The following is a 24,441-nucleotide window of genomic DNA, read 5'->3' on the forward strand; positions in this document are numbered from 1 at the left end:
ATATTGTCCATACTTGAGGTGATAGAATGGAATTTCATGCAGAAACAACAAAAGATAAAGTGTTATTTTTATTAAAAAAAGAGTCTTCCATGTCTGTCAACGACCTTAAGGAACGCCTGAATATTAGCCATATGGCGGTGAGAAAACATTTAACCGGATTAGAGAATAGCGGTTTAATCGCATCTATAGAAACGAAACAAGCGCTAGGTCGCCCGACTCAATTCTACTATTTAACAAGTAAAGGCGAACATTATTTTCCGAAAAATTATGAAGGTCTATCACTTGAATTTCTCAATGATATCGAAGAATTGTATGGCAGTGAAGCAATTGAAAACTTATTTATTAAACGGGAAAAGCGACTAGTGGAAGAGTACGAAAATAGATTACTAGAACAAGCGCCTGATATGAAAATGCAAAAATTATTAAACATTCAAAATGAAAAAGGCTATATGGCATACTTGTCAAAAACAGGAACAGACGAATATGAGCTCACAGAGTTTAATTGTCCCATTCTTTCCATAGCCCAATCGTATAAAACAGCTTGTCATTGTGAAACCCAATTGTTCAAGCAAGCATTAAACACAAATCAAGTCCACCGTGTAAGATGCAAAACAGAAGGGCATGATCATTGCCAATTTAAAATTAAATTTAATTGACTGAACTATTACTTGATGGAGTAATAGTTTTTCTTTTTTATTGACACTGGTCGGTTGATTGTTTTGTGGATTTTTAGGGCTTCCCTTTTTGTATGTATCTTCTTTTTATGACATGTCGAATAGGAACAACAGAGTATATTTTTTACTTTGTGTTTGTGGTTTGTGTGTATTTTCTATTTGTCCCCTCTTTTTCCTAGATTCCTCATAGGTTGTGTGCTTTTTGTTTTTACCTTTTAAATGCTTCTACCTCTCATTATGTATATAAAAAAGACCCAAAATCAAATTTTGGGTCCCTCATCAACATCCTTATTTTGATGCTGCGAATAATTTGTTTACTTCATCCCAATTCACAACATTGAAGAATGCTTGAACATAATCTGGGCGTTTGTTTTGATATTTTAAGTAGTAAGCATGCTCCCAAACGTCAAGACCAAGGATTGGTGTTTTACCTTCCATTACTGGGCTATCTTGGTTTGGTGTGCTTGTAATAGATAATTGACCATTTTCAGATACTAACCATGCCCAACCAGAACCAAAGCGTCCAGCTGCAGCTTTAGCGAATTGGTCTTTAAATGCATCATAGCTACCAAAAGCTTCTTCAATTGCACCAGCAACGTCACCAGTTGGTGCACCGCCACCGTTTGGAGAAAGTAGTGTCCAGAACAAGCTGTGGTTTGCATGTCCGCCACCGTTATTACGTACAGCTGTACGAATATCTTCAGGAACAGCGTCTAAGTTAGCAATTAGTTCTTCAATAGATTTGCTAGCTAACTCGTCATGTCCTTCTAATGCAGCATTTAAGTTGTTTACATATGTTGCATGGTGACGATCGTGGTGGATTTCCATTGTTTGCGCATCGATATGTGGTTCAAGCGCATCGTTTGCATAAGGTAATGCTGGTAATTCGTGTTTAGCCATTTTGAATTCCTCCTAATATGTAAAATCTATTTACACTCTATATTTTAGAATACCTTATCTACTTTTTCAACTAATAAGTATAAAAAGTAACTAGAAAATAAAACTCCTTATTTCCACCTTATTTTGTTAAACTTGGGATAAAATGAGTGAGAGGGTGACTTTATGAAAGCAGTCCTCCATTTATTTCGATGGTACGTTAGCCAACACATTAAATTGTAACGCTGCGTTAAACAAGATGTTTAACATTTAATGAGCGTACACTTTCTCATCATGAATGCCAATCTATGTTAGGTTCATCAGAATCAGGGATTTCCGAAAACATCTAAAGCTTACCAAACGACGGAGTTTCAACTACAAGCAAATACCGAATTGGATGATTGATAAACATTGTGTAAAGCTTATCAAAGGGGATGAGATAATGAGCGACCAGTGGTTAACATGGGCGAGGAAAATCCAAGCGATTGCACAATCAGGCTTAGCTTTTTCAAAAGATATCTATGATATTGAAAGGTATGAGCAGTTAAAAGAACTGAGTGCTGAGATCATAGGTGAGTACTCAGGGCAAACAATGGATGAGATTGTGGCAGTATTAAATAATGAATCAGGCTATCAAACACCGAAAATTGACGTACGAGGGGTTGTTTTCAGGAAAAACAAAATTTTGCTAGTGAAAGAAAATGTTGATAACAAATGGTCCTTACCAGGTGGTTTTTGTGATGTTGGCTTATCTGCAAGTGAGAATGTTATAAAAGAAATTCAAGAAGAATCAGGTTTTATTTGTGTTGCGAAGAAGCTCATAGCCTTATTGGATATGAATAAGCACCCACACCCCAAACAATTCTTCCATTATTATAAAATATTTATTTTATGTGAGATGTCGGGCGGACAAGCTGACTGTGGTATAGAAACCGAGGCGATTGATTTTTTCACTGAAAACAACTTACCTCCTTTATCCCTTAATCGAAATACGGGAGAACAAATCAAAATGGCTTTTAGCTACCTTAAAGATCCTCATAAATCCCCCATCTTCGATTAATCAAAGTAAAAGGCCCATTACCATTTTTGGTTATGAGCCTTTTTCTTATGCATCAATGGTTATCTTCTGTAATCGCTCTTGCCACGCTTCATCTGTTAAACCATTTTCTTTCACGTATAAATTATCAGGGTGTGTGCGGCATTCATCCGAACAGCTCCGTAAATATTTATGCTCGTTTTCTTCTGTCGTCATAAAACGTTTATCACATTCAGGATTAGCACAATTGACATAACGTTCACAAGATTCACCAGTGAAATAGTCTTTTCCGACAATGGTATGTTCTTTCTGATTAATTGGCACACTGATTCTTTCATCAAATACATAACATTGACCGTCCCATAGTTCTCCTTGAACTTCTGGGTCCTTACCATATGTGACAATGCCACCATGTAGCTGACTCACATCTTCAAAACCTTCTCTTACTAACCAACCAGAGAATTTTTCACAACGTATGCCACCTGTACAATATGTTAAAATCTTCTTACCAGAAAGTTGGTCTTTATGTTCACGTATCCAATCAGGTAAATCACGAAATGCTTCAACATCCGGTCTAATCGCCCCTCTAAAGTGGCCGATATCATATTCATAATCATTTCTTGCATCAATAACAACAGTATCCTCTGCTTGCATTGCTTCAAAGAATGCTTTTGGCTCTAAATATTTGCCTGTGATCTCATTAGGATTGAGATCATCCTCAAGTTTTAATGTCACTATTTCATTACGAGGTCTGACATGCATTTTCTTGAATGCATGGCCATTCGTTTCATCAATTTTAAAGACCATATCACTGAAGCGTTTGTCGTTTTTCATCATATTTATATACGCATTTGTTTGTTCCACTGTGCCTGAAACCGTACCGTTTATACCTTCTTTGGCAACAAGGATTCTTCCTTTTAATCCGAGCTCACGACATGCTTTTAAATGATGTTTACTAAAGGCTTCAGGATGTTCGATTGTTACATATTTATAATAGAGTAAGACTCGGTATTGATTATTTTCTTCTGTCATTTCTTCCACCTGCTTATTTCTGTTCTTTCATTTGCGATAATAGTTCACTGGGCGTTTCACATTGTATAAACTCGCCATTAACTATTGCATATGGACTTTTCTTGCATTGCTTACAATGTGATTGGCATTCATATTGTTTGTAAGATACCTCTTTACTAGAAAGAAAAGGACCAAATAGCGTAAAGTCTTCATCAGTATAAAAACGATCGAGGTTCTTTTCACAAAATTCTATCGTAACTTGTTCTTTTTTCGAAAAAATTTTATTAAATAATCCCATTTACAACATCCTTTTTTAGATGTCTATTTCATATTTATCCGTAGAATACTATACCATGCTTTGACAAGCATTTTCAAATAGATTTGTAACCATTACCTTTCCCTAATCTCATTCACTATAACTTTTAAACCGTTCGTCAAAGGAGATTTGCTCATACTAGCAATCATTTCTGCTCTATCCAATTCCATTTGTCTTAACGTATGTAATAAGGAACCAATTGCTTCTTCCTCAACTACTTTAGCGAATCCTTTTTGTGCAAAAGACTCAGCATTTAACAATTGATCTCCTCTACTTTGTTTTTTAGATAGGGGAATGATTAACATGGGCATATTTAGTGCTAAAAATTCAAATAACGCATTGGATCCACCCCTTGTGATTACACAATGAGTAGCGGCAAGGATATGTGGTAATTCCTCATGAATATATTCGAATTGTTTATAACCTGCTTTCCCTAGTAAACTTTCATCAACTTGACCTTTTCCACAAATATGCACAACTTGATAGTTACCTAATAGATTCGGTAATTCCTTGCGAACTTGTTCGTTTATCTTTTTAGCACCTAAACTACCACCCATAACAGTAATAATTGGCTTTACACTAGAAAAATGAAGCAACTTTAGGGCCGTGTTTTTATCGCCGTTAAATATTTCTGGCCGTATTGGTGAGCCAATGGCAAACACTTTTTCTCGCGGAAAATAAGCTTTCGCTTCTTCAAACGAAGTGAACACCTTTTCAGCAAACCGTTGGGCAATTTTATTTGCTAATCCGGGTGTTAAATCACTCTCATGGATAAATGCTGGTATTTTTAGCATTTTAGCAGCAATTATTACGGGGACTGATACAAATCCACCCTTTGAAAAGAGCAAATCAGGTTTTATCTGTTTTAAGATTCTCCTTGCGTCAATTACACCTTTCATGACGCGAAAGATATCCCTTACATTCTCTAAGTCTATATATCTTCTTAATTTCCCACTGGAAATTGAAAAATAAGGGACCTCGGTCTTTGCGATTAACTCCTTTTCAATGCCTGTTTTCGAACCTATGTAAAAAAAATCGACTTCGTTCTGTAATTCTGTAATAAGGGCGAGATTAGGGGTAACATGCCCCGCTGATCCCCCTCCTGTTAAAACTACTTTTTTCTTAGCCAACATAAATCATTCTCCTCATTCTCTTATTTAATGGTCTTACTGTTATTTTATTTTCCTAACCCCTCCCATGCAAATTTGATTTCTTCTATTTCAGCCTGAGCTCCTCCCTCATCATGAACATCAATAAAGCCAATTGCGCGGTTTAAACTTGTGCCTATTTGATTCAGTTCATTTTTCTCTACAGAAAACTGCACTCGCATCTGAACAGTTAAAAACCCTTCTTTGGCTCTATTGATTTGTTTTTTTGCACTTTTCCAATCACCTTCGTGAATTGATTGTTCAACTAAAGAAAGCGTCCCTATTACATCATCCCCATCAACAAGTGGTTGTTTAAGAAAATCTCCAGACTTCATTGTGAAAATAAAAATAGCCAATATAAGTAATGGAATCAATTTATAAAGAATAAACTCTTTCATTTACTTCAATCCTTTAAAATCTGTTATATCTACGGGTTTTTTCATTTTATCATGATAAGCGTCAATAAAGAGCATCCCGTTGCTATCAATAATCGCTAGAAAGATATCACTAATTTTTGTATATCCACGATTTTTTAATTCTTTCATCAGCCATTCCTCAGATTTTTGCAATTGCTGCAAATTATTGCGGACAAGCACACCATCATAAATTAATTCCGTCCCTATTCCTTTATATGTAGACTTTAACTGTAAATCTCTTGGGGTAACTGGTAAATAATCCGCTTTTTTTAACACGGATATTTGCCCATCTTTTTCTACAATTGCATAATCTACCTCTTTTAAATCAAATATCCCTTTTTCTCTTAGTTGTTCTTGGAGATCAGAGATACGGTAACGCAGTTTCTTCATAACTTCATCCATAATTTCCCCATCCATAATAACGATGACAGGCTCCCCATCGAAATAGATTGATGCTTGTCGCCACTTCATTGTTACTTTTTGCAGACATAATACAAGAACCGTCCATGTAAATAGCCCCACCCAATATGGCCAAGCATCTGTGGCGATGTCTGCTGAAAGATTTGCGGCCATAGAACCAATCGAGATACCTAAAATGTAATCAAAGAATGTGATTTGACTCACTGTTTGTTTACCTAAAAATCGTGTAAATATAAGTAATGTACCAAAAGCAATAATCGACCTTACAATAACGACCGATGTCTCATTCATTGACTTCACTCCTACAATCATTGCCTTTAGTATGAGCAGAACTAGAAAAAGTATCCAGAAAACCATTGAAGTTTAAGGGGAGTAAATAGATTTTTTACAAATGAAATTTTTTTGTATAGATATAAGGGTTCTTATTTAAAGAATCAAGATTCTCGCACTATCTTTACAAGTTTTGCTTGCTTAGTTAACATCTATTTAATTTTACATTTGTTAGTTGCACAATAGATTGCTTTATCTTTTGTCAATTAATATGCACAACACAAAAAAATGAAGCCTTATTAGACTTCATTTCATTTTCTCCCTATATATCTAATTCTAAGAAAATCGGACAATGATCACTACCCATTGTTTGACAGTGTGCACCGGCATCTTTGATTTGTGCTTTTAATTTTTCCGACACGATAAAATAATCAATTCGCCAGCCAATATTCCGCTCTCTCACTTTGGCCATGTACGACCACCATGTATAGACATCTGTCTTTTCTGGATAAAGGTATCTAAAAGAATCGACAAACCCTGATTCAAGGAGAATTGTCATTTTCCCGCGTTCTTCATCAGTAAATCCTGAATTTCCAATATTGGACTTTGCATTCTTCAAATCAATTGTTTGGTGTGCAACATTTAAGTCCCCTGTATAAATCACCGGTTTTTCCGCCTCTAACGAAAGCAAATATGTTTTTAATTCATCTTCCCATTGTAAACGATAGTCTAATCGGGATAGATCTCTTTTTGAATTCGGTGTATATACATTTACAAGGTAAAACGTTTCAAATTCCAACGTGATAATTCTACCTTCTTCTTGTTCTTCGTTTTCCCCTACGCCATATTTTACTGATAAAGGTTTTTCTTTCGTAAAAATAGCGGTTCCTGAATAGCCCTTCTTAACAGCATAATTCCAATATTGATGATAGCCTTTTAAATCTAATTCAATTTGACCCGCTTGAAGCTTTGATTCTTGTATACAAAACACATCCGCATCCACTTCTGCAAAAAAATCGAGAAAGCCTTTCTTCACACAAGCACGCAAACCATTTACATTCCATGACACAAATTTCATGTTGCTAAACTCCCCTTTATCTCTATCTGACCCTTCTTATTCTATAGGAAGTTTGTCTTTGATAAAAGCCTTGTGATTTGCTATAGTTTTTACGTATAGTTGAAGGAGGAATACTAATGGCTGATCATCAATTTCATTTAAAAGCACACTTTCCAGGATTACGAAATAGCGTCGGAACAATCGAAAGTGGACAACTGCATACAAAAGTATCTATTCCACCTGAAATGAACGGTCCAGGAGTAGGGACTAACCCAGATGAAATGCTTCTAGGTGCTGCTGCCACTTGTTATATCATTACATTAGCTGCCATGATGGAAAGAAGTAAAGTGGAAAAAAATGATTTATCGATGGACTCAACTGCAATTGTTAACGAAACGAATGGCGTCTTAACTTATAAGAAAATCATTCATAAACCAACCATCGTACTTACTAACCGTGATAATGAACGTGACAGAGATCTTGCTCTGAGATTGGCTAAAAAAGCAGAAGCATCCTGCATGATTTCACGCGCCATACAAGGCAATGTAGATATTGAACTAGAAGTAACCATTAGATAAAAGTTTTGCTTTCAATCCACGTCTCTTACAGGTATTCACTAGAGGCGTGAGGATTTAATAAAACGACGCCAACCACTTCTCCGTGATTTCTACAAATCTTTTGGCTGCTGGTGACAGATTAAACTTCATCGCTAATCCTAATGTGCGATAGCTTTCTTCCTTTAATGGCATTACCACACAATTTTTAGGAATGGTTTCTAATAATAATTCTGGCAATATGCTTACACCAAAATTATGAGCAACCATTGACTTAATTGAATCTTCCGCCATTAATTCAAAGCGAATATTTGGTTGGATCTCCGCTTTAGCAAATAAATCTTTTACTTCATGGTACCCCCCATATGTCGGCATGATAAAAGGGATATCCTTTAACTCTTGTACGCTTATTTCACTTCTTTTTGAAAAAGGATGATCTGTTGACACAATACAACGCAAACGGTCTTTTTTTAACGGAATAACATCAAAATGACTGGAGCTATCGACATTAATAAAGCCACAATCCAATTTTCCATTAAGAATCCAACGGTCAATCGCTTCATAATCTCCTTCAATTAATTCAATACGGATATGTGGGTAACTTTGCTCCATTGATTTAATGATTTCGGGTAACCAAGTAGATGAAACACTTGTAAATGTCCCTACTTTTACTGTTCCTTTCATCAAACCCGTTATTTTCGCTGCCTCTTGTTGTACTTGTTCGTCATAATGTAACACCTTACGTATACTTACAAGCATGCTTCTTCCTTCATTCGTCAATGTAAGCCCACCTCTTGAGCGATGAAAAAGCGTGAAACCTAATTCCTTTTCTAAATTAGCCATCGCATGACTGACTGCAGATTGTGTCATCCCTAGTACTTCTGCTGCTTTCGTAAAACTTTGAAGCTCAGAAACCTTGCTATAAATCTCATATTTAACTAAACTCATCTCGCTACTCCTTTTCATGAAATTATTTCATATAAACAATGAAAAAGATTCGTTTTATTAATGTTAATAGATTCATTATAATACATGTAGAAAATCATGAGAATGGAGAAATGGTTATGAGTATGCGCACGAAAGCAACGATTCTTTTAGTTGTGGTAAATTTTTTCTGGGGATTATCTTATATTTTTATGAAGATGGGAATCGCGTCGATTGAACCATTTAACCTTGTCGCATTAAGATGTTTAATTGCCTTTATAATTGCCGCTACCTTTTTTTATCGTTTTTTACGGCATGTAAATATCGAACTTTTATTTTACAGTTTTCTATTAGGCTTCTTATTATTACTTGTGTTCTCTTTAGTTACCATTGGCTTAACGATGACAGATGCTTCTAATGCCGGATTTTTATTAAGTATGACGGTCATATTCGTTCCGGTGATTCAAAGTATTTTGCAAAGAAAGTTACCAATCGTGCCAGTTAGAATTGGCATCATCATTACATTTGTTGGTATTATCATCATGACAATTACACATTCCTTATCATTCAATTACGGCGATATTTTGTGTATGCTTTCCGCTCTCGCATACGCTATTCAAATTCTGATTATTGGAAGAGTCACTAAGGATCATGAACCTATTACAGTTGGTATCATGCAACTCGGCTTTGCTGGTATACTCGCTCTTGTTTTAAGTAGCTTTTTTGAATCACCAATCCTGCCCCAAAACACAGTTGCTTGGATGAGTATACTTGGACTAGCGATCCTATGTAGTGCCTTTGGCTTTATTTCCCAAGCAGTGGCACAAAAACATACATCACCAACACAAACGAGTTTAATGTTTTCGCTAGAACCTCTCTTCGCTGCCGGTCTAGCTGTTATTATTCTTGGTGAAGCATTTACCATTCGAGATATCATAGGTGCTTTTTTAATTATTTGTGGTGTGATTGTTGCGACATTAGGGAGTTATCGAGTGCCTGTTAAGGTAAAAACTGAGCAAACAATGGAACAAAAAACAGAAAAAATTCTACTTTAGTACAGCCATTAACTTAATATGGAAAGGAGGAAGTTTATGTTATCATTTCGTAGAGTCTTAAAATTACGTGATTTAGAAATCTTTCATGTATGGAAGCAAGAACATTTCTTATCTTATGTAATCATTGAAGATACTAGAAAACCTTTTACAATTGATGATAAAAAACTAGAGCCACTATGTTATATGGATGAAGAAGATATTGATGAGATACTAAATGTTTTCAGAATTTCTATCATTAATGATGAAAAGTTAAACGAAGAGGATTCGGAAACACTACGATTATATTTTTCGGACTTCGTTAACAATACTCACTTAACAAATTTTATTATGAAGGAATATATTCAAGAAGGTTTGTATGAGAACAAAGACGATATAAAATCCTTTAATTAAATCCTACAAAGTATTGGTTCAAATTATATAATAGAAGAATTTGATGAAAAAAATTGAATTTATTTATCACAAGACTAAGGTTTCTTATAAAAATAGAGCCGTTCACTTCGTTCAGAACGACTCTACTTTTTTAATTTTTTTAAAATGATTCTATATCAATAACCTTTTTTCATCAAATACACACATAATAAAAGTGAAAGAACGATAAAACTAATTAACGCCATAAAACCGCCTGTAAAAGAGCCTGTTGTTGTACTGAAAAAGCCAACAACCATTGGCCCAGCAGCTGCTACTAAATAAGATACACATCCGAATGTACCGCTTATTCTCCCCATCACTTGGGATGAAGCGACTTCATGGAGCATCGTCATGGTTATCGGTGCTGGCATGTATAATACACTTAATAGAATAATTGTAAGTAGAATAACGACTGTAGTATTCGTAGTGTATAAGAAGCCTACGAAGCAGCCTATGATGATGACACTTGCTACGGCGACAAACGCAGCCCGTTTCATCCATCTATCAGAAAGATAGCCACATACTAATTGAACGATGATGGCAAGAGCATAACCCGCTGCATTAATCATAGCTGAATTAACAAAATCAATCCCTTTTGCTTCTGTTAAATAGCTTGGCAAAAATGTAGAAAATCCAAAAAAACCGATGGAGACGCAAGCATATACTGTTGTTAATATCCAGAACAGAGGACTCGTTAAAACAGATTTAACATTTCCTGTATCGATGTTAGCAGTCTTTTTTACTCCTTGCCCCTTTTCTATATAGTTTACTTCTGCAGCATTAGTTGCATAATGTTCAGATGGTTTGTTTCTAATCATAAAAATAAATATGGCCAAACAAATAAAAGAAATAATCGCTAGTGCGAAATAACTTTCTCTCCACCCAAAAGAGGCGGCAATTAATGCGATCGCTGGAATACCAATAACTGGTCCGATTGCATTCCCTGTAAACCAAAAAGACTGTGCTTTCCCTTGTTCTTGTTGCGGAAACCACTTAGCAGTTAAGGTAAGTGCAATGGGGTATAAAACGCCTTCACCTACCCCTAGTAATGCTCTTGACCATAATAATGCCGTAACCGATGTAGCTACTCCACCGATAATCATCGCTATACCCCAAATGGCTATACCAATCATTCCACTTTTAAATGCGCCGATACGGTCGACTACAAACCCCCAGAAAAACTGCCCTAATGCGTATGTAATTAAAAAGACAGAACTTAATGTTCCCTTGATCACATTATCACTAATAGCTAAATCTTGTAAAAACTGTCTTTCAGCAAATAATATATTAATATTAGATTTATCGATCATTGAAACCGTGAACAGTAGCATTAATGGTAGTGAAATATAAATCCACCTAGCATTTGTTGCCTTTGTCATGTTTTCTTCGTGAAGTACATTTGCCTTTTGCATAGTTGAATCACTCCTTGTGAAAATTGGCATGTTAGTAGAAGAGTGATATAATAAATACACTCTTATTGATGGCTTTCCTAGTAATCTTTAAGATAGAACAGGTATCTTGCAATCAAAGGGATTTCCCACAAAATCCTTTGGAAGATACCTGTTTTTTCCTTTAATTTGTTTGTAGTGCTTGAAAAGATGCCTCTGCTTCCTTAATCCATGTTCTTAACTTATTTGGACTGATAGGTAAATCATTTGTTTTAATCTCTAATGGATGAAGTGCATCTACGATTGCATTTGCTATTGCAGCTGGTGGCGCGATGGCACCCCCCTCACCTACACCTTTTATTCCTAGGCGATTTCTTGTTGATTTGAATTCCTGGTGTGCTTTTGCCACCGTTGGTACTTCCATCGATGTTGGTAATAAATAATCCATATAAGTACCGGTAAGCAATTGCCCTGTTTGGTCATAGACGATTTCTTCGTAAAGAGCTGAACCAATTCCTTGTGCAATACCGCCTTGCACTTGACCATCAACAATCATCGGATTAATAACCGTACCACAATCATGTACAACACTATATTTCTGTAAATCTACAAAACCTGTTTCTTTATCAACCTCCACTTGTGCCATATGAATCGAAGCAGCAAATGTAACCGTTGGAGGGGAAAAATAATGTGTTACTTCTAAGCTTGCTTCCATGCCTGCTGGTAAATTCCCTAATTTAGCAGGCAGCGCCGCTCGCCCAACATCTTGATAGGTGACAAACTTTTCAGGAGAAGTCTCTGCATATATTTTCCCTTCATCAATGACTAAATCTTCATCCGTTTTTAGCAAATGTGCGGCGATTTTTAACACTTTCTCTCTCATTTTTAATGCTGCCTCATAAATAGCTGAACCTGCATTTACTGCGCTTCGGCTTGCGTAAGTTCCTTGGCCCATTGGCAACACAGTTGTTTCGCCAACTCGAACAGTAATATTTTGCGGGTTTACACCCAATCCGTCTGCTGCAATTTGTGAAAATACTGTTTCATGCCCTTGTCCTTGAGGGGTACAGCCTAAATAAGCTGTTACATGACCAGAAGGGTCAATAGAGATATGTGCCCCTTCATAAGGTCCTGCGCCCGTACCTTCTACGTAAGAAGAGATGCCGATACCAACTAGCTTACCTTCTTTCTTCTTCTCTTCTTGTTCTTTTCTAAAAGCATCATAGTCAACTAAATCAACTGCCTTGCGTAATGCATCAGGATAATCGCCACTATCATAAATAAGCTGATGGCCATCTTTTACAAGAATTCCTTGATCATAAGGCATGTCTTCAGCTTGGATCATATTTTTCTTCATAATTTCGATTGGATCTACTTTTAATTTTCTTGCGACGATGTCGATAATTCGATCCATTACAAAGACTACTTCAGGTCTACCTGCTCCCCTAAATGGCACATTAGGTGTTTTGTTCGTTAAGATGACTTCACATTCACTATCATAATTAGGGATTTTATAAGCCCCTCTTAAATGATAAGCACTATTATAAGCACAAGTTAAGGCGAAGAAATTAACAGCACCACTATCAATCACAAAAAAATCCTTAATTGCCGTAATGGTTCCATCCTGTTTAAATGAAACTTTCACATCATGGATTTGATCCCTCGATTGCCTTGCACTTGTTAAATGCTCCATTCGGTCCTCTACCCATTTTATCGGCCTCTGCAATTTTTTAGCCAAGTAAGGAATAACAATTTCTTCTGGGTGAACTCCACCTTTTGGTCCAAATCCGCCTCCAACATCAGGTGCTGTAACACGAATACTTAGATCGGGTAATGACAAACAATGTGCTAAAGTAGATCTGATTTCATAAGGCATTTGCGAAGAAGACCAAACTCTCAGCTCTTGATTTCTTGTATCAAATTTCGCCACTACTCCTCTTGTTTCTAACGGATTTGATCCGAGTCGGGGGGTGCGAATTTTTTCATTCATTATATAGTCCGCCTCGGCAAATGCTTGCTCAACATTACCTGTTGTCACATGAAAATGGGACTGAATATTATTTTCTAAATGTTCTTGTATAAGAATTGCATCCTCTTTTCGCGCCTCATATGGGTCAACAAGGGGTTGTAGCGGCTCATAAGTTACTTCAACTAGATCAGCTGCATCTTCGGCGATGTAACGGTTTTTCGCCACAACAATTGCTACAGATTGGCCAACATATGTAACTTTCTTCTTAGCTAAAATATCTTCATAGTTAAAGTTGATTGTTGGCGATATAGCCTCAACCAAATTGGGTGGTAAAAAACAATGTGATTCAAATTGCGTCAATGGTTTTAGGTCTTCAATATCTTTTGCAGTAAATATCCCATAAACACCCTTTAATGCTTTTGCAGCCTCTATATTTATGTCCACAATCTTCGCATGTGCATGAGGGCTTCTTACAAATACTGCCTCTGCCATATTGGTTAAACTAATATCACCTACAAACATGCCCGTTCCAGTTAAAAGGCGATAATCTTCCTTTCTGTGCATGCTTTTTCCGATATATTTATGCATGTTTCTCCCTCCTTTTATACCGTTTGATGTGTAACTTGCTTTACTGCTTTAACAATATTCGCATAGCCTGTACAACGGCAAAGATTTCCTGAAATGGCTTCTCGAATTTCTTCTTCTGTCGGATTCGGATTTTCTTTCGTAAATTGCGTTAATGTCATTAAGAACCCTGGTGTGCAAAATCCACATTGGAGGGAATGGCAATCCGTAAATGCTTGTTGAAGAGGATTTAATTGTCCATCTTCACCAGCAAGCGATTCAACCGTTTCAATTGTAGCCCCATCTGCTTGAACAGCTAGCATTAAACAACCTCGAACCGCTTCACCGTTTAAAAGTATTGTACATGCCCCGCATACGCCATGCTCGCATCCGACATGTGTGCCTGTTAAAAATAATTCTTCTCTTAAGAAGTCTGTTAATAAGAGCCTAGGTTCTATATCTCTTTCCACTTTTTCACCATTTACATTTAAAGAAATATTTACTTTATCCAACCTTCTCTTCTCCTTCCCATGCTCTTGCTATTGCTTCTTCTATTGCACGTTTTAATAGGGTACCAATAAGTTCCCTGCGATAATCAGCACTTCCGTGCAAATCTCCTTCTGGGTCCACACACTCACTCGTTAATTCAGCTATTTCTTTTAATAAAGCTTCTGTCACTTCTTTACCTATTAATAATTCCTCAGCTTCTTCTATTATAAGAGGAACTGGATTAACACCTCCTACAGCTAGTTGTGCCTTTTGAATAAGTCCTTGGTTATCAAGTTCAATTACTGCTGCAGCAATTGCTAAGCCAAAATCTCCATGTCTCCTCGCCACTTCTACAAAAGAATGCCCCACTCTCTCTCCTTGTGTCATAATTGGAAAACGGATTTCTTTCACTAATTGATTTGTTTGTAATGACGTCAGGAGATAAGTGAGAAAAAAATCTTCAGGACCGACAACTTCCTCTTCATCCACTGAAGCAATCACAATTTCACCTCTTAATGTTGTCAATACACACGGTAGTTCTGCCGAAGGATCACCGTGAGCTACACTGCCACCAATTGTCCCACGATTGCGAATTTGTTTATGACCTACCCACTTAATTGCATCAATAAGCAACGGACATTTTTCTTTAATTAATAGTGAATTTTCCACTTCCACATGCCTTGTCAGTGCACCAATGGCAATATATCCATCCTCTTCACGAATATAATTTAACTCTTTTATTCCGCTCACATCGATTAAAAAGTCAGGGGTGGATAGCCTCATATTCAGTACAGGTATTAAACTCTGTCCCCCAGAAATGATTTTACAATCATCTCCGTATTCTTCTAGATAGGTTAATGCCTCATTAACACTTGACGGTTTTAAATATTTAAATTTTGATGGTTTCATGCTTGTGCCACCCTTTCGTTACGCCTTTTGTAAAGTGATTTGTTTCTCAACATCTTTAAAAAAGTTTCCAGCAATAAATTTCGCCACACCGCTCATTACTCTGCTTCCTACACCAGCAATCATGCCGCCAACTTCAGCATCACATTCCCATTTCACTTCACATTTTTCTTCATCAATTGCAGTAATATAGCAATCCATTTTTGCTTTAACAAATCCTGGTTTCCCACTCCCTTCTGCTATTAATTGATAGTGTACAGGTGCTTCGATATCTTCAAGTTTTACATTCCCTTTGTAATCCCCTTTAACTGAAGCGATGCCCAATTTCATTTCAACATCATAGGTTCCGTCTTCTTTTAACAGTAGGCTTTTGCATCCTGGAATAGCTTTTTCTAATATTTGAGGGTTATGAAGTGCATCCCAAACATCTTTATTATTTTTTTTCATTTTCACTTGACCTGATAAGATCATTATTTTCTCCCCTTTACACTTTTTGAATTGTGCTAATAGTAATAATATTAATTTTTTCAAAAAATTTTGTCAATAAAATGCGGATGTTTTTGTTTTGTTAACTAAATAACGTTTATTATATAAAACATAAATGTGTAAATAAGTTTGTTTTAGATAAAGAAATCTGTTTTTTGTTTTGAATGTAAAACTACAATATTATTTTAGCTTTTCATACTCTTTTATTGTGTCTATATCTAATAGAATACCGCGATCATTCACTGCTATTTCTTCCTTATATGGGATGGTCTGAATAAAGTTCTTTCCACTTTGTTGTTGAATCGATTGAATCATTGTATTATTGATGTTTGCAAAATAAACAGGATGGCCAGGCGTTTGATCATATGATGGCCTTATAGATATTGGATGATTTTTATCTCTCGCTAACTGCTGCCCTCTTTGAATAATCATTTCACTTGTTTCCTTTTCTATAAAGGGGGTGTCTCCTAAAAATACGAGTGCATCTTCCTTTGGAAAGGCAACTTGGGTAAGTCCTTTGTACAGTGAAGACGATTGACCATTGGCATAATCCGAATTATAAGCCCAAGAAAAGGAAGGGTCGTTTATCTTTATTTCTTCCATAATGGTAACTGCATCATGACCAATAACAGCTATCACTTCTTTACAATGTAACTTTAATACTTGTTCAATGACATAATGAAGCATAGTTACCCCTTTAAATGGCAGCAACTGCTTCGACCGCCCCATTCGCGTAGATAATCCTGCTGCGAGAATAATTGCTTTTATTGGACGTTTATGATGATTGGTGGATAAATTCCGCACCTTGTAGAAAGCCTCCTTTATGTCTTGTTCTAACTGCAATCACTTCAGCAACAATACTAATAGCAATCTCCTCAGAGGATACGGCTCCAATATCAAGTCCAATTGGACTATGCATTCTTTGTAAGTCTGTATACGTGAAGTGACAACCTTCCAAATAAAGCTGATCGAGAATTTTGATACGTCGTGATTTCGGCCCTAAGACGCCTATATAAGGAGCCAGTGAAGATAAGGCAAATTTTAATGTCTGCTTATCTTTCTCAATATGATGATTCATAACGACAATATATGTACGATTTGTTACACGAATACAACCTGAGAAATCCTCTGGTCTAGCTATTATTCTTTCGGCATGAGGAAACCTTTCTTCATTGTTATAAAGGCTTCTTTGATCAATGACAACCGTTTTCATCCCGCATTCTGCTGCATATTTAACAACTGGTATCGCATCATGTCCTGCACCAAACACCATCAAAGTAGGTGATGGAACAAATACATCGAAGAATATGTCTACATCTAATTCATTCTCATCTTGTATCATTAAACTTTCTGATTGCGGGTTGGATTGCCCTAACTTTTCTTTAGCAATGGATAAAGCAGCCAATTCCAATGCTTGATCATAGAAAGATCCAATTGGAGGTTGATTTTCTAGATAGCAAATCCGATAATTTTTTTGTGACAAGCTAGCTTCCGTAATGGTCATTAAAACAGCAGCTTGTTGTTGGTCAATGGCATCTAGCCAAGCATCAAAAGGAGGCAATTTCTTTTGCACATTCATCCACCTCCTCAATATTCTGTATTGTATACATTAATGGTTCAATATAGATATGAACCGTTCCTGGACAGCCAAGACCTAACCCCCATACCTCGTCTTCATCTAATTGATACGTTTTAATTATTGGGGTTTTTGTCTCTATTACTTCCTTGGCTATTTCTGCTACATCTGCTTCTAAACAGCCCCCCGATATTAATCCGACAGTAACTCCATCCTCATCGATTAGCATTTTTGCCCCTTCTTTTCGATAAGCCGATCCTTTTACTTTAATAACTGTTGCTAGCGCACAAGGAAGCTTCTTAGCTTTTAGTTTTTGTATTGCCCTCATCACTTCCAGCTGTTCATTTGTCATCGACATCACCCTCCAATGCGTATATATTTAATAGTAAAGATGAAAATTGGAATGTTTTACCTATAAAACAAAGTTTCCGATATAGAATAATATAATCGTTACTTCTTGACTATGTCAAATAAATTTTTAGAAAATTTACAATAGATTACTATTTGAAATTTTTGACTTTTTATTATGGAGGTATTCATTTGAAAAATCCTACATTATCCAATTATTGGCTTTCTCCTCACTCCCCTGAATGGTATAGGCAAATAAGCAAGAACGGGAATGCATACATTTATTCATGGCAATCTACAATTGATTCACCTATTGCAGAGAATATCTTTGATCAACTCGTCTGCTTACATACAAAAGATAAAGTTGCCCTTGATTTTGGCTGCGGTGAAGGAAGATTCACAAAAAAATATGCTTTATATGCCAAGCAAATGATTGGTGCCGATTCTTCTACGCAATTTATTCAGACGGCAATGAAGACAAAGCCCGATAATACATCCTTTATAGTTGCTAATTCAAAACATGTACTTCCTTTTAAACGAGCATTCTTTGATATTGCTATTATCCGTAAAGGGCCTACTTCCATTTATCATCATTTACCTCTTTATGTAAAAGAAGGAGGGCTCATTTTAGGGTTGCACCCTGGTGAAAATGAAGGAAAAGAGTTATCAAACTGGTTTCCTAAACTTTTTCCAAACAACCAACATAACATACCCATTCAACAACATCTCACAAAGATCTTTACAAAGGCTCCTTTCAGGAAATTTGAAATTCACCCGTATCATACGATTGAATATTTACACTCACCCCTTGATCTCATCCACTATCGTTGCTTTGGACAAAAAAAAGAAATCTATGAATTAGTTAGCTCCGACATACGAGAGATCACTAACATTTTCAAGAAACATCAAACAGTTAAAGGATTACCTATCACCTATGAACGATATATAACAATAGTACACGTGTAAATCCCTTACAATTCTATGGATTAAAGTCATTATTAGAGTAAATATTGGCCACCCTGCAAGTAGGTAGACCCAGTTTTTATTCTCTAAGGGATAAAAGTATGATTCTTAGGTATGTGTTACTTATAACTCTAGCATGTCTTTTATTTTCATCTTTTTTTGCGGTGGTCATAATTGCTGGATTCTTCTAAAGACAAGATTGGTAACCTTATATAACACGATGGCTGATCTTTGATGGAATATAAGATAATAAAAGACTAATCAGTACCTTGTTTATACAGCAAGGTACTGATTAGTCTTCTTCTTTAAATATTTCACGTAAATATCTCTCTCTATTTTCCAAGAAGTATTTCGTTATTTGGTAATGATCTGTTTCTTCATACGTTGTTTCCGCAATGCTACCTTCATCGAAATTTAAAATTGTTGCTCCTGGAAAGCCAAGTAGTATCGGAGAATGGGTGGCAATAATTAATTGGCTTTCTTCTGCTGAGACAATATCATGCATGATTCTAAGAAAAGCAAGCTGCCTTGCAGGCGATAATGCCGCTTCAGGTTCATCTAACAAATAAATACCCTCTCCATCAAAACGATTCAGAAAGAGTGATAGAAACGATTCTCCATGTGATTGTGCATGTAATGACTTGCCACCATAACCACTATATCCTGTTGGGCATTCCCGTTCTAATTCATCAATATGTGAAGAAAACTGATAAAAAGATTCGGCTCTTAAGAAAAAGCCATTTGTTAACTTCGGCATCCAAGAAAGCCTAATGTGGGCAGCTAAGGAAGATTCGGAGGCATGTAATTCATAACTATTACTTCTACTCCCTCCAGCCACATTAAAACCGCATTGATGGGCAATGGCTTCTAATAAGGTTGACTTGCCAGAACCATTATCACCTACAAAGAATGTTACAGGTGACTTAAATTGAATTTCATCCATTGATGCAATCGTGGGAATGGATAAAGGATAGGTATTTTCATGACTACTACTTATTTTCTTTATTCTTCTTAGCAAGGTCTCTCCTCCTGTTTTTAGGATGTCTCACCTAAGCATTTACTAAAAATATGCCATTGTCTATGGTATGATAAACATATCTTTCCAGAATCGAAATTTCTCATAAGAAAAAGAAGGTCTGCACATGAACAAAAGCTATTCACTATTGCTAGCAGTTATTATTGCCGTAGCAGGTGGGGGCATCTTCACCCTACTTCATATCCCTGTAAGCTGGCTATTAGGATCCATAACAAGTATTATGCTTTATTCTATAATATCAAAGAAGACGTTATACTGGCCAAAATCTTTTAGAAACATTGGGATCTTTATAATTGGATACAGTATGGGCCTTTCATTAACAAAAGAAGCGATGGTGTTCATCTTGCACCAACTACCCTCCATGTTATTTTTAACAGTACTTATTATTGGGTTCAGTTTAATCACTTCATTCTTCATAGCAAAATTAACCGGTATCCATTATCCATCGATATTGCTTGGTAGTATTCCTGGCGGTTTGTCACAAATGCTCGTATTAGCTGAAGAAACAAAAGAAATGAATGTGACTGTTGTTACTTTCTTACAAGTAGTAAGATTAATACTTATAATCTTTTTTGTTCCTTTTCTCATATTTGGTCCGTTCTTCCATAATGGCGGTAATATTTTACCAACCTATGAACATACGGCTAGTTGGCAGCAGTTACTACCTGACATTATTCCATTTATGATTCTATCATTTATTTTAGCTATTATTTTTAAGAAATGGAACGCACCAACCCCATTTCTTCTCGGTCCTATTATTGCAACAAGCCTCATGACACTGCTTAATATCAATGGTCCTGAATTACCTAACAGCTTACTTGAGATTGCACAAGTTTTTATTGGTATTAACATTGGTCTCATGATGCATCCAGAAAAACTTGAAAACAAATGGAAATTATTAAGCTTAGGTGCATTGAGCAGCGCTTTATTAATTGTCATTTCGATGGTTCTCAGCTTTCTTCTTAGTCATTTTTATGGGTTTTCCCTTGCAACAAGCTTCTTAAGTTTATCACCTGGCGGAATGGATCAAATGGCTATTATTGCCCATGAAGTCGATGCACAGTTAGCTGTTGTAACCGGCTATCAACTCTTTCGGGTATTTTTCATCTTCTTTATTGTACCACCTTGTTTAAAATATCTATTTTTTCGATATAGGAAAGAAAAAGGGTAACCAGTTGGTGACCCTTTTTGCCTATCCCAAATGATCTACCCTCATCTCAGGACCATTTACCCATTCCTTCCTAAATCTGTTTTTTATCTACAAAATTCATTGTCAAAATAGTCAATTTCCTTATAAAGTGCCTACATTTGTGGAATAACGTCTTGTTTTGATATCTTTTGTCAGCAGGCAGGAAAAGACGGGCTACAATGCGGAATAGCTAATTATACGGAATTTATTATGTAGTTCGGAATCCCCTTCCGAAAGATGAAAAATTACACTATGATGAAAGGGAGTTATTCATGAATCAAATTATGCAAGCATATACCATTAATGAAGTATCTAAACAATTAAATATTCCGCCGGGAACACTAAGACAGTGGGAAAAAGATTTAAAGGATATATTAGTTATTCCCCGATCTAAAAATGGGGCAAGATATTATACAGATGAAGAAATTAGCTTACTAGACACCGTGAAAAAGATGCGTAATCAAAATTTAAGTCAAAAAATGATTCGCAGATTACTTAAGCAACATCTTGATTCAGAGTCAATAGCAGACCAACAAGAGAACCCCTTAGAAACATCATTGAATCCTATACTACATGAAGCAACAACTGAGCAAGATCATCATCCTCTCAATATCGAACAACTATCTATGGTCATGACACAATTCCAGGACCATTTATTACAAGAGATCAAGCAAGAATTAAAAACGAACTTTAAAAAAGAAGTTGTAGAAGAAATGAAAATGGAGCTTTCCAAAAATTCTCTTCATACTGTTAAAACCATTTCAGACTCCATCTATAAATCCAACGAGAAGACGAAAGCAGAAATTCAAGAAATGACTGACGAATGGAAGCATGCTTCAAAACAAAGCTCCGGAGCGCTCGAAACCTTGTCAAAAAGAGTTGCGAAACAGTCGAAGCGAACGACAGACCAGATGCACTATATCACGAACAAAATTACCGAATCCTCAGAAGCATCCTCTGAAGAGTTCAAAACAATGATTCATTATATTTCTAGCTCGCAAGAATTAACAGGTACAGAATTTAGCAATGAAATAAATGAATTAAAAGAGAGCATGAATGCCGATCGTGATATTTATGTCGAAACAATGAGAAAAGAACATGAAGAATATTTACATCGATTACGTGAGCGAGAAGACGCATTTCAAGATATGATGCTATCTTTCCGAGATGCTGCAGCGAGTAAGCAAGAAAAAAAATGGTGGCAAAAGTGGAAAAAATAAATTCGTAGGGGCGAGTATCCCCTCAATATAAAGGGGTTTTTATCAAATGAAAAAACAGCAAAAAGCGCATCATGTGGATGAATTATTAGTTACAATGGACAATGATCATCATCGTGTAGATTTTCGTCTAGATGAACTGGAATCGAAAATGGAGATGTTAAAAAGAAAACTTGAAAAATTTGAACACAAAATGCAAATGCTTAAAGACTAACACGCCTGATAATACCCTCTAAAAGAAGCTGGGACATATATATTCTAGCTAAAGATTTATCCGAATGAACAGGAGTATACAACTTCTAATCATTCGGTTTTTTTGTGTGATTTATATCCTATATGAAAAGAATAGTGGAATGGAGCGGAAGACACTCGACTCCTGCGGAAAATAGAAGGAAAGCTGAGACCCGGCAGGCAATGCCGAGGACGCTCAAGCCCCTCCCCGCGACAAGCGAGGGTCTGTTTGTGCAATGGAACGGACTTGTTTTCATCTGATTTTTTATAGATCCTAATTTGTTATTGTTCGTTTTTGAGGTTAGGTCATTTAGTTATGTTCCAGCCCTTTTTTAGTTAATCTTCTTAAAAGCGGTCCCATTCCCCATTTATTCAGGGTATTATCTCTCCATTCAATAACTTCTCATACTATTAGAAAGCCAAAACATTTATCCTTTAAAACAAAACTATATTTTCATAAACAGATTATGTTATTCTGTAAATAACAGGAAATACACCCTTGATGGATAATTATGGATAAGTCAAATGAGTTGTTACCTATGTTTAACGAGACTATAATTTAGGCAATAAAGAGTAGTATCAAGGTTAGAAAGGAATTCTATTTTGAAAAAGATTAGTATATTTTTCTTAATATGTTTACTTATTTATATAAGTTGGCCGTCAATTCGTGAAGCTCTAGGGGATAAAACCAACGAACACTTGAAAGAAATTCAATCATCTATTGAAGAAAAAGATGTTCAAGGCTTTACAGAAGATGCTGTTACTGCTTTTAATCAAATGATTATCAATTTTGAACAATGGATCCAGCCTTCACCTAATGACTCTCCTCCGGCAGAAGATGAATCAATCGAGAAGCCCGCATTATCTGAACCTGATAGCCAAACAATCTCAGTCTATAATTTTGAAATCGGTGAGAAGAAAGCGGAAGTTGAGAATTCATTAGGATCCCCACAAAGAATTACAGCAAATGAATACGGTAGTAAATGGCATGCTTATCATGATAATTATCATCACTTCATCATGATTTCCTATGATGAAAATGAATTAATTAATGGCATCTATACGAATCAAGATTTAATTACTTCTAAAAACGGCTTTCAAATGAATATGACAAAAGAGGAAGTAACAGAAATATTCGGGGAACCGATTAGCGCGATTCGTAAAGGTATAACCAATTATCAATATGCAACCGATAGTAATTATGCACTTTATGAGGTCGATGATAGTTATTTAACCGTTTTCTATGATATTCATGAAAATAACCAAGTAACTGCCATTCAATTAATTGGTAAAGAGCTTGAACTTAATAAAGTTGGTTTCTATGGTGAAAAAAGTGCAGCTTTAAAGGAAGGTTTTGAATTCCAGTTATTTGATTTAACAAATGCTGAGAGAGTTAATTATCGTTTACCTACATTAACTTGGGATGATCCCGTGAGACAAACAGCTAGAGATCATAGTGCTGATATGGCTGTTAATAATTATTTCGGTCATGATAACTTAAAAGGTGAATCACCGTTTGACCGGATGAATGCGGATGATATTCTGTTTCGAACAGCTGGCGAAAACTTAGCCTATGGCCAATTTAGTAGTATTTTTGCCCATGAAGGCTTAATGAATTCTGCTGGACATAGGAAAAACATCCTTAAAGAAGATTACCAGCTTCTTGGTGTTGGGGTGGCATTTAATGATGATAACCAGCCTTATTTCACAGAAAATTTTTATACGAAAAGATAAGCATGCAGAACTGCTCTGACATGCTCTTTTTCATACTGCAAACCATTTAATATAACTATTCACACTTAAGACAAACGTTTAAATGAGCTTTCCTTTAATGATCATATCAGGTAACATTTTATAACCGAATCATTCATTTTAAAAGCAGATAATTTCATTCATGTAATAGAAGTTGCTACA

General features: G+C 36.0%; 26 protein-coding genes and 1 pseudogene. 10 read left to right on the forward strand and 17 right to left on the reverse strand.

The genetic code is table 11. The features are described 5' to 3' along the window. The first annotated feature begins 26 nt into the window (after nt 1-26). Entirely contained in the window at nt 27-656 is a 630-nt protein-coding gene (locus MKX67_RS12795; protein ID WP_342488278.1) for a metalloregulator ArsR/SmtB family transcription factor, read from the forward strand. A gap of 306 nt (nt 657-962) precedes the next feature. Here MKX67_RS12795 and MKX67_RS12800 read toward each other — a convergent pair whose 3' ends face one another. Next, nucleotides 963-1,574 (reverse strand): superoxide dismutase, encoded by a 612-nt coding sequence (locus MKX67_RS12800; RefSeq protein WP_095373101.1) that lies wholly within the window; start codon nt 1,572-1,574, stop codon nt 963-965. A gap of 418 nt (nt 1,575-1,992) precedes the next feature. On the opposite strand from MKX67_RS12800, the gene MKX67_RS12805 reads away from it, so the two are divergent. Next, nucleotides 1,993-2,610 carry an NUDIX hydrolase gene (locus MKX67_RS12805; protein ID WP_342488279.1) on the forward strand — a complete coding sequence of 206 codons (618 nt, stop codon included), beginning with the start codon at nt 1,993-1,995 and terminating at the stop codon, nt 2,608-2,610. A 45-nt stretch (nt 2,611-2,655) separates the two neighbouring features. On the opposite strand, the gene MKX67_RS12810 is transcribed toward MKX67_RS12805, so the two are convergent. The 6 genes from MKX67_RS12810 to MKX67_RS12835 all read right to left on the reverse strand — a co-directional run bounded on the left by MKX67_RS12810 (nt 2,656) and on the right by MKX67_RS12835 (nt 7,245). Continuing rightward, on the reverse strand, nt 2,656-3,618 hold the full coding sequence (locus MKX67_RS12810; RefSeq protein WP_340975198.1) for a rhodanese-related sulfurtransferase: 963 nt from the start codon (nt 3,616-3,618) through the stop codon (nt 2,656-2,658). A gap of 13 nt (nt 3,619-3,631) precedes the next feature. Continuing rightward, nucleotides 3,632-3,895 (reverse strand): DUF1450 domain-containing protein, encoded by a 264-nt coding sequence (locus MKX67_RS12815; protein WP_095373098.1) that lies wholly within the window; start codon nt 3,893-3,895, stop codon nt 3,632-3,634. Nucleotides 3,896-3,987: 92 nt separating this feature from the next. Then, entirely contained in the window at nt 3,988-5,046 is a 1,059-nt protein-coding gene (locus MKX67_RS12820) for an undecaprenyldiphospho-muramoylpentapeptide beta-N-acetylglucosaminyltransferase (protein WP_322909445.1), read from the reverse strand. A gap of 44 nt (nt 5,047-5,090) precedes the next feature. Next, a complete protein-coding gene (locus tag MKX67_RS12825) occupies nt 5,091-5,459 on the reverse strand; it encodes a DUF4363 family protein (RefSeq protein WP_095373097.1) in 369 nt (122 codons plus the stop codon). Then, entirely contained in the window at nt 5,460-6,188 is a 729-nt protein-coding gene (locus MKX67_RS12830; RefSeq protein ID WP_095373096.1) for a DUF421 domain-containing protein, read from the reverse strand. It abuts the gene before it with no gap. 301 nt (nt 6,189-6,489) lie between these two features. Continuing rightward, the gene (locus MKX67_RS12835) at nt 6,490-7,245 is read right to left on the reverse strand and encodes an exodeoxyribonuclease III (RefSeq protein ID WP_095373095.1); all 756 of its coding nucleotides are present in this window, start codon (nt 7,243-7,245) and stop codon (nt 6,490-6,492) included. A 116-nt stretch (nt 7,246-7,361) separates the two neighbouring features. Between MKX67_RS12835 and MKX67_RS12840 the strand changes: the two genes are divergently transcribed. After that, nucleotides 7,362-7,802, forward strand: a complete 441-nt coding sequence (locus MKX67_RS12840; protein ID WP_342488282.1) for an OsmC family protein — start codon at nt 7,362-7,364, stop codon at nt 7,800-7,802. Between the two features lie 54 nt (nt 7,803-7,856). Here MKX67_RS12840 and MKX67_RS12845 read toward each other — a convergent pair whose 3' ends face one another. After that, a complete protein-coding gene (locus tag MKX67_RS12845; protein WP_307313579.1) occupies nt 7,857-8,726 on the reverse strand; it encodes a LysR family transcriptional regulator in 870 nt (289 codons plus the stop codon). 116 nt (nt 8,727-8,842) lie between these two features. Here MKX67_RS12845 and MKX67_RS12850 point away from each other — a divergent pair, with 116 nt between their 5' ends. Together MKX67_RS12850 and MKX67_RS12855 are read left to right on the forward strand one after the other, a co-directional pair. Beyond that, nucleotides 8,843-9,757, forward strand: a complete 915-nt coding sequence (locus MKX67_RS12850; RefSeq protein WP_342488283.1) for a DMT family transporter — start codon at nt 8,843-8,845, stop codon at nt 9,755-9,757. Between the two features lie 36 nt (nt 9,758-9,793). Next, nucleotides 9,794-10,204, forward strand: a pseudogene (locus MKX67_RS12855) (terpene synthase). A gap of 98 nt (nt 10,205-10,302) precedes the next feature. Here the strand turns inward: MKX67_RS12855 and MKX67_RS12860 are convergent. The 8 genes from MKX67_RS12860 to MKX67_RS12895 form a co-directional block, all read right to left on the reverse strand. Further along, on the reverse strand, nt 10,303-11,577 hold the full coding sequence (locus MKX67_RS12860) for an MFS transporter (RefSeq protein ID WP_342488284.1): 1,275 nt from the start codon (nt 11,575-11,577) through the stop codon (nt 10,303-10,305). A gap of 160 nt (nt 11,578-11,737) precedes the next feature. Next, on the reverse strand, nt 11,738-14,110 hold the full coding sequence (locus MKX67_RS12865) for a xanthine dehydrogenase family protein molybdopterin-binding subunit (protein WP_342488286.1): 2,373 nt from the start codon (nt 14,108-14,110) through the stop codon (nt 11,738-11,740). Nucleotides 14,111-14,124: 14 nt separating this feature from the next. Beyond that, nucleotides 14,125-14,598 carry a (2Fe-2S)-binding protein gene (locus MKX67_RS12870; protein ID WP_095373088.1) on the reverse strand — a complete coding sequence of 158 codons (474 nt, stop codon included), beginning with the start codon at nt 14,596-14,598 and terminating at the stop codon, nt 14,125-14,127. Further along, complete coding sequence (locus MKX67_RS12875) at nt 14,591-15,484, reverse strand: xanthine dehydrogenase family protein subunit M (protein ID WP_095373087.1); 894 nt, start codon at nt 15,482-15,484, stop codon at nt 14,591-14,593. Before MKX67_RS12875 ends, MKX67_RS12870 begins: the two co-directional genes overlap by 8 nt. Before the next feature lie 18 nt (nt 15,485-15,502). After that, nucleotides 15,503-15,952, reverse strand: a complete 450-nt coding sequence (locus MKX67_RS12880; protein WP_095373086.1) for a carbon monoxide dehydrogenase subunit G — start codon at nt 15,950-15,952, stop codon at nt 15,503-15,505. A 195-nt stretch (nt 15,953-16,147) separates the two neighbouring features. Further along, nucleotides 16,148-16,771, reverse strand: a complete 624-nt coding sequence (locus tag MKX67_RS12885) for a nucleotidyltransferase family protein (protein WP_095373085.1) — start codon at nt 16,769-16,771, stop codon at nt 16,148-16,150. Then, on the reverse strand, nt 16,743-17,540 hold the full coding sequence (locus MKX67_RS12890; protein ID WP_328197988.1) for an XdhC family protein: 798 nt from the start codon (nt 17,538-17,540) through the stop codon (nt 16,743-16,745). Before MKX67_RS12890 ends, MKX67_RS12885 begins: the two co-directional genes overlap by 29 nt. Further along, entirely contained in the window at nt 17,515-17,895 is a 381-nt protein-coding gene (locus MKX67_RS12895) for an XdhC family protein (RefSeq protein ID WP_307313562.1), read from the reverse strand. Before MKX67_RS12895 ends, MKX67_RS12890 begins: the two co-directional genes overlap by 26 nt. 188 nt (nt 17,896-18,083) lie before the next feature. Between MKX67_RS12895 and MKX67_RS12900 the strand changes: the two genes are divergently transcribed. After that, the gene (locus tag MKX67_RS12900) at nt 18,084-18,857 is read left to right on the forward strand and encodes a methyltransferase domain-containing protein (protein WP_342488287.1); all 774 of its coding nucleotides are present in this window, start codon (nt 18,084-18,086) and stop codon (nt 18,855-18,857) included. Nucleotides 18,858-19,146: 289 nt separating this feature from the next. Here the strand turns inward: MKX67_RS12900 and MKX67_RS12905 are convergent, their stop codons facing one another. After that, on the reverse strand, nt 19,147-19,872 hold the full coding sequence (locus tag MKX67_RS12905; RefSeq protein ID WP_341055790.1) for an AAA family ATPase: 726 nt from the start codon (nt 19,870-19,872) through the stop codon (nt 19,147-19,149). A 124-nt stretch (nt 19,873-19,996) separates the two neighbouring features. Here MKX67_RS12905 and MKX67_RS12910 point away from each other — a divergent pair, with 124 nt between their 5' ends. The 4 genes from MKX67_RS12910 (at nt 19,997) to MKX67_RS12925 (ending at nt 24,261) form a co-directional block, all read left to right on the forward strand. Further along, a complete protein-coding gene (locus tag MKX67_RS12910) occupies nt 19,997-21,061 on the forward strand; it encodes an AbrB family transcriptional regulator (RefSeq protein WP_095373081.1) in 1,065 nt (354 codons plus the stop codon). A gap of 290 nt (nt 21,062-21,351) precedes the next feature. Next, the gene (locus tag MKX67_RS12915) at nt 21,352-22,299 is read left to right on the forward strand and encodes a MerR family transcriptional regulator (protein WP_224938355.1); all 948 of its coding nucleotides are present in this window, start codon (nt 21,352-21,354) and stop codon (nt 22,297-22,299) included. Between the two features lie 46 nt (nt 22,300-22,345). Further along, complete coding sequence (locus MKX67_RS12920; protein WP_157733964.1) at nt 22,346-22,510, forward strand: hypothetical protein; 165 nt, start codon at nt 22,346-22,348, stop codon at nt 22,508-22,510. 620 nt (nt 22,511-23,130) lie between these two features. Continuing rightward, entirely contained in the window at nt 23,131-24,261 is a 1,131-nt protein-coding gene (locus MKX67_RS12925) for a CAP domain-containing protein (protein WP_341055794.1), read from the forward strand. Nucleotides 24,262-24,441: the final 180 nt, after the last annotated feature.

This window comes from Cytobacillus sp. FSL W7-1323 (genome assembly GCF_038595015.1).
Taxonomy (GTDB): Bacteria; Bacillota; Bacilli; order Bacillales; family Cytobacillaceae; genus Cytobacillus; species Cytobacillus kochii.

Coding starts and splice junctions, on each gene's coding strand:
- MKX67_RS12795 (WP_342488278.1), top strand. CDS start 27: ATGGAATTTCATGCAGAAACAACAAAAGATAAAGTGTTATTTTTATTA.
- MKX67_RS12880 (WP_095373086.1), bottom strand. CDS start 15,952: ATGATCTTATCAGGTCAAGTGAAAATGAAAAAAAATAATAAAGATGTT.
- MKX67_RS12865 (WP_342488286.1), bottom strand. CDS start 14,110: ATGCATAAATATATCGGAAAAAGCATGCACAGAAAGGAAGATTATCGC.
- MKX67_RS12830 (WP_095373096.1), bottom strand. CDS start 6,188: ATGAATGAGACATCGGTCGTTATTGTAAGGTCGATTATTGCTTTTGGT.
- MKX67_RS12910 (WP_095373081.1), top strand. CDS start 19,997: ATGAACAAAAGCTATTCACTATTGCTAGCAGTTATTATTGCCGTAGCA.
- MKX67_RS12800 (WP_095373101.1), bottom strand. CDS start 1,574: ATGGCTAAACACGAATTACCAGCATTACCTTATGCAAACGATGCGCTT.
- MKX67_RS12835 (WP_095373095.1), bottom strand. CDS start 7,245: ATGAAATTTGTGTCATGGAATGTAAATGGTTTGCGTGCTTGTGTGAAG.
- MKX67_RS12895 (WP_307313562.1), bottom strand. CDS start 17,895: ATGACAAATGAACAGCTGGAAGTGATGAGGGCAATACAAAAACTAAAA.
- MKX67_RS12860 (WP_342488284.1), bottom strand. CDS start 11,577: ATGCAAAAGGCAAATGTACTTCACGAAGAAAACATGACAAAGGCAACA.
- MKX67_RS12840 (WP_342488282.1), top strand. CDS start 7,362: ATGGCTGATCATCAATTTCATTTAAAAGCACACTTTCCAGGATTACGA.
- MKX67_RS12825 (WP_095373097.1), bottom strand. CDS start 5,459: ATGAAAGAGTTTATTCTTTATAAATTGATTCCATTACTTATATTGGCT.
- MKX67_RS12815 (WP_095373098.1), bottom strand. CDS start 3,895: ATGGGATTATTTAATAAAATTTTTTCGAAAAAAGAACAAGTTACGATA.
- MKX67_RS12845 (WP_307313579.1), bottom strand. CDS start 8,726: ATGAGTTTAGTTAAATATGAGATTTATAGCAAGGTTTCTGAGCTTCAA.
- MKX67_RS12850 (WP_342488283.1), top strand. CDS start 8,843: ATGAGTATGCGCACGAAAGCAACGATTCTTTTAGTTGTGGTAAATTTT.
- MKX67_RS12820 (WP_322909445.1), bottom strand. CDS start 5,046: ATGTTGGCTAAGAAAAAAGTAGTTTTAACAGGAGGGGGATCAGCGGGG.
- MKX67_RS12805 (WP_342488279.1), top strand. CDS start 1,993: ATGAGCGACCAGTGGTTAACATGGGCGAGGAAAATCCAAGCGATTGCA.
- MKX67_RS12915 (WP_224938355.1), top strand. CDS start 21,352: ATGAATCAAATTATGCAAGCATATACCATTAATGAAGTATCTAAACAA.
- MKX67_RS12810 (WP_340975198.1), bottom strand. CDS start 3,618: ATGACAGAAGAAAATAATCAATACCGAGTCTTACTCTATTATAAATAT.
- MKX67_RS12875 (WP_095373087.1), bottom strand. CDS start 15,484: ATGAAACCATCAAAATTTAAATATTTAAAACCGTCAAGTGTTAATGAG.
- MKX67_RS12920 (WP_157733964.1), top strand. CDS start 22,346: ATGAAAAAACAGCAAAAAGCGCATCATGTGGATGAATTATTAGTTACA.